Origin of the sequence: Campylobacter concisus (assembly GCF_003048555.1) — a bacterium.
GTDB classification, from domain to species: Bacteria; Campylobacterota; Campylobacteria; order Campylobacterales; family Campylobacteraceae; genus Campylobacter_A; species Campylobacter_A concisus_AO.
Genome location: NZ_PIRR01000073.1, coordinates 1 through 4,695 on the forward strand (window position 1 = coordinate 1; position 4,695 = coordinate 4,695).

General features: G+C 39.2%; 6 protein-coding genes and 1 tRNA gene. All 7 read left to right on the forward strand.

The features are described 5' to 3' along the window. Nucleotides 1-120: 120 nt before the first annotated feature. The 7 genes from CVS92_RS08760 (at nt 121) to CVS92_RS08790 (ending at nt 4,683) form a co-directional block, all read left to right on the forward strand. Entirely contained in the window at nt 121-375 is a 255-nt protein-coding gene (locus tag CVS92_RS08760; protein WP_107789198.1) for a hypothetical protein, read from the forward strand. Then, complete coding sequence (locus CVS92_RS08765) at nt 338-2,554, forward strand: TonB-dependent hemoglobin/transferrin/lactoferrin family receptor (RefSeq protein ID WP_159070361.1); 2,217 nt, start codon at nt 338-340, stop codon at nt 2,552-2,554. The genes CVS92_RS08760 and CVS92_RS08765 overlap by 38 nt, the downstream gene beginning before the upstream one ends. Before the next feature lie 53 nt (nt 2,555-2,607). Continuing rightward, nucleotides 2,608-3,078 carry a 6,7-dimethyl-8-ribityllumazine synthase gene (gene ribH, locus CVS92_RS08770; RefSeq protein ID WP_084108965.1) on the forward strand — a complete coding sequence of 157 codons (471 nt, stop codon included), beginning with the start codon at nt 2,608-2,610 and terminating at the stop codon, nt 3,076-3,078. A gap of 1 nt (nt 3,079) precedes the next feature. Next, entirely contained in the window at nt 3,080-3,475 is a 396-nt protein-coding gene (nusB, locus tag CVS92_RS08775) for a transcription antitermination factor NusB (protein ID WP_107789200.1), read from the forward strand. Further along, entirely contained in the window at nt 3,472-4,152 is a 681-nt protein-coding gene (gene pyrF, locus CVS92_RS08780) for an orotidine-5'-phosphate decarboxylase (RefSeq protein WP_107775859.1), read from the forward strand. The genes nusB and pyrF overlap by 4 nt, the downstream gene beginning before the upstream one ends. Before the next feature lie 89 nt (nt 4,153-4,241). Then, nucleotides 4,242-4,484 carry a helix-hairpin-helix domain-containing protein gene (locus CVS92_RS08785; RefSeq protein ID WP_107789201.1) on the forward strand — a complete coding sequence of 81 codons (243 nt, stop codon included), beginning with the start codon at nt 4,242-4,244 and terminating at the stop codon, nt 4,482-4,484. A 108-nt stretch (nt 4,485-4,592) separates the two neighbouring features. Continuing rightward, nucleotides 4,593-4,683: transfer RNA gene (locus tag CVS92_RS08790), tRNA-Ser, on the forward strand. The last annotated feature ends 12 nt before the right edge of the window (nt 4,684-4,695 follow it).

The following is a 4,695-nucleotide window of genomic DNA, read 5'->3' on the forward strand; positions in this document are numbered from 1 at the left end:
AATTTTAAGAAGTTTTTATATTAAATATTATTTTTTACAAAATATTGATTTTTAAATTCAAAATAAATTTATACAAATAGCAATACACTTTCAAACTAGTTTTAAATTCAAGGAGATTTTATGAGAATTTGTAGAATTTTGTTTGTATCTAGTATGGCATCCAGCTTTGTCTTTGCATCGCAAGATCTGCTACTAGAAGGTGTTGTTGTAAGTGCGGCTGGTATATCATCGAAAAAAACAGAGCTTAGTAAAAGCGAGTTAAAAAAGGGTCAAATTTTCTCTGAGCGAGATCTTGTGCGAAACGAAACTGGCGTAACTGTTACAGAAGGTGGTAGAAGTGGTAATATATGGATATGCTATACGAGGTGTAGATAGTGATAGGGTTTCTTTAAAAATAGACGGAATGGAAGCCGTTGAGAGTTTTATGCCCCGCTCTTACAATATTTTAGGGATTTTAAATGGAAACCGAAACAGCACCGAGCTTGAAAACATAAGCAGTGTAGAATTTATAAAAGGTGCAAATTCATTAAACAAAGGTAGCGGTGCGATCGGTGGTAGCGTTAGTATGCAGACAAAAAATGTTGATGACTTTGTAAGGGATGGGCAAAATGTTGGTTTTTATAGCAAAAGCGCATATGCATCAAAAAATAGTGAATTTAGACAAGTTGCAGGTGCAGGCGTAAAAGCAGGCGGGATCGAAACACTGTTTCAGCACACGTACAAGCGTGGCAAACAGACAAAAAATTTTTACAGTGGAAAGTTAGATGATGTGCCATTTTGTGGAATGGGGACTAGTATAGAGGATTCGTATTTGGCAGATAAATACCCAGAACTTTGCTCTTTTGGTAGAATTTTACCCGATGATGTGAGATTTCGCACGCACTCAAATTTGATGAAATTTGGCTATAGGGTTGACTCGCATTTTATAAATACATCCTATGAAGACTTTAGGCAAAACTATTTTACCGAAGAGAAGAGTAATAGCACCGCAACACTTAATAGAAAGCAAACAAGAGATAGCATCCCTTATAAAAGATATGGAATTTACTATGAGTTTGTGCCAGACCATGATGCTTTACTAAGTAATTTAAAGGTAAGCTTTTATAAGCAAAGAGTGCAGCAGAGGTCAAATTTCACAAGATATCATGCAAACTATCCAAACGACATGCAATACAACTCAAGTTTTGATCAAAAAGATAGCTATGAATTTTTTCAAGATAAAAAACAGTTCGATATAAGCGGCATGAGTGGTGACATTAATGCAGGTAAATTTTCTCACATCTTGAGTTTTGGTCTTGGTAGGCATATCTCTACCTTTAAAAATAAAAATTTACAACTTAGACAAAGTTTTAATACAAAATGGAGCGGTAGTGGTTTTATCGTAGATCCAGCAAATCCTTTTAAGCCGGTTAAGGCAACGGACGTAACCTTTGCTCAGCCAGTAAAAAGCACTCTTGAATATGCTTTTCTGGGTGACGATATGGGCTTAAACGAAGTCTTAAGTCTAAATTATGGAGTTAGACTTGATAGATATGTTTATAAACCCAAGCAAGCAAATATTGCCTCTGGTGCAGGATATAAAATGGTGGCTACGCCATATCTTAAAAATAGCAAATTTAAAGCTATTACTTACAATGCAGGAGCCCAATATAATATAAATAACAATGTGAGTGTTAACTATGCGTTTAGTACCGGTTTTCGTGCACCAAGAGTGGAGGAGATGTATTTTGATACACCTAGGGATAGTACAAGATATGTTAGAAATTTGGAGCTAAAACCAGAAAAAGCCTTTAATCATGAAGTAAGTTTATTGTCGTCAAGTCAGAGTTATGCACTTGCTTTTAGTGCTTTTTATTCTAAATATAGAGATTTTATTGATACTGATTATGATGTTGGTATTGATGAGATAGAAGAACTTGATTTTGATACATGGGAGCTTGTAAAAAAATACAGTAAAAAAAGTCTCGATTTTAAACATGTAAATGTCGGTAGAGCCACCGTCAAAGGCTTGGAACTAAATTCACGTGTAAATGGGAATGCACTAAATTTAAGTGAAAATTTATACGCAAGCTTAAAGGCGACTTATGCGCGTGGCAAAAAAAATGATGGGACTTCACTTATGGCTATTCAGCCGTTTACAGCAGTAGTTGGGCTCGGATATAGTGATAATAAATTTGATCTCTTATTAACTAGCAAATTTGTAGCAGCCAAAAAGGCAAAAGATGCGGTTTCAAAAATACCACCAAATTTTTCTCAGATAATCGTCGATAGAGATACAGGCAAAGTGACTGGCACAACTCAGCCAGAATCACATAAATTCCTAAGTAAAAGCTATTTTGTCTTTGACTTAACTATGGGTTATAAGATCAGCAAAAATTTCAGTATCAATGCAGGTGTGTTTAATATTTTTAACAAAGAGTATTCCACTTGGGAAAATTTAAGACAGCTTAGATATAACGGTAACCAAAGCTATGTCAAATTTGATGGTACCGGACTTGAGCGATATACTGCTCCTGGTAGAAATTTTAGCGTTTCTTTTGAGATTAGATATTAGCTTTAGTTTAAATAAGATTTTGATAAACTAGGCAAAAATCTAAGGAGAAATTAATGAAAATAATCGAAGGAAATTTGGCTCTAAAAGGCGGCGAAAAGGTCGCCATAGTGGGCGCTAGATTTAATCATATCATCACCGATAGGCTGGTGGAGGGCGCGAGGGACGCGTTTTTGCGCCACGGCGGCGATGAGGCGAATTTGAGCCTCATTTTGGTGCCGGGCGCGTTTGAGATACCGATGGCACTTGAAAAGGCGCTTGCAAGCGGTAAATTTGACGCCGTTTGCTGCGTGGGAGCGGTGATCCGCGGCTCTACGCCTCACTTTGACTACGTGAGCGCCGAGACCACCAAGGGCATCGCAAACGTCACGCTAAAATACGGCAAACCGGTGACCTTTGGCGTGCTAACGGTCGATAGCATCGAGCAAGCCATCGAGAGAGCGGGCTCAAAAGCCGGAAACAAGGGCTTTGAAGCGATGACGAGCGTGATAGAGATGCTAAACTTATATAAAAATTTGGAGGCGTGAAATGGCGACTCGTCATCAGGTTAGGCAGGCCGTCGTTTCGCTGCTCTACTCAAATGAGATAAATCCGGTAACTGCTGCATTTGAAGAGGAATTTCTAGAAGAGAAAAAGATAAGAAATGAGCGCAAACATGAGGCGCAGCAGACTTTTAAAGAGGTGCTCGCAAATAAAGAAAAACTAGATGAAATTTTAAGGCCATATCTTAAAGACGGCGATTTTAGCAAAGTTGGCGTAACCGAACTAGCAATCCTTAGACTTGGACTTTATGAGATGAAATTTAGTCAAACAGATAAGGCTGTTATCATAAACGAAGCGATCGAGCTTGCGAAAGAACTTGGAAGTGATCAGGCACCAAAATTTATAAACGGTGTACTTGATAAGCTAAAGGGTGATCTGTGAGGCTCTGTGTCGCACTTGATATGGCTAGTCGCGAAGAGAATTTAGCCCTTGTTCGCGAGCTAAAGGGGCTTGATCTTTGGCTAAAAGTAGGGCTTAGAAGCTATCTTAGGGATGGGGCAAAATTTATAGAAGAGCTAAAAGGGATTGAAGGTTTTAAAATTTTCCTCGATCTAAAACTTTATGACATACCAAATACGATGGCAGATGCTGCTGAAGTAGTCTCAAAAATCGGCGTAGATATGATAAATGTGCATGCTAGCGCTGGTGAGCGCGCGATGAAGACAGTTATGGATAGGCTAGCTGGTCTTGGGAACCGTCCTTTGGTGCTCGCAGTATCGGCACTGACTAGCTTTAACGAGAGTGAATTTGAGATGGTTTATAACGATACGCTTGCTCGCTCGGTTAGAAAATTTAGCCAGATGAGTTTTAAATCAGGGCTTGATGGAATGGTCTGTTCCGTTTTTGAAAGCAAGCTCATCAAAGATGTTGCAAATGAGAAATTTATCACTCTTTGCCCTGGTGTTAGGCCTTTTGGCGAGAGCGCTGGAGATCAAAAAAGAGTAGCAAACTTAGTGAGTGCAAAGCAAGAAGGTAGCGACTTTATCGTTGTTGGCAGGCCGATTTACGAAAATGCAAGTCCAAGAGAAATTTGTGAACGAATTTTGGAGCAAATTTAATATTTGAGCTTGTGTGAAGTGGTTTTTAACTAAGCTTTTTTACAAAATGTTGCGTGAAGATGACATCAAAGCGAAGTGAGGAGCTAAATTTGAGTGATTTTAAGAAAATCCCCTATGTCGGCGAGGCGACGCAGGCCGATCTGCTGGCACTCGGCTATATAGACATTGCTTCGTTAAAGGGTGCAGATCCAGACGAGATGTTTGAGCGCACAAAGGCGCTCGGACGCGGCAGCGATAGGTGTATCCTCTATGTTTACCGTATGGTTTGCTACTATGCAAATACGCCGTGCTTAGACAAAGCTAAGCTAAAATGGTGGCTTTGGAAGGACTAAATTTATAAATTTTTTATTTTTAGATTCTCTATCTGAGGGCTATAATTGTGAAATGCAAATTTAAGCAAGATATCAGCGGCCTTCAATTATAATGCGATTTCTTTTTATGGACAGATGGGTGAGTGGCTGAAACCACACCCCTGCTAAGGGTGCAGCTCTTAATCGGGGCTCGAGGGTTCAAATCCCTCTCTGTCCGCCACTGCTTATAGAT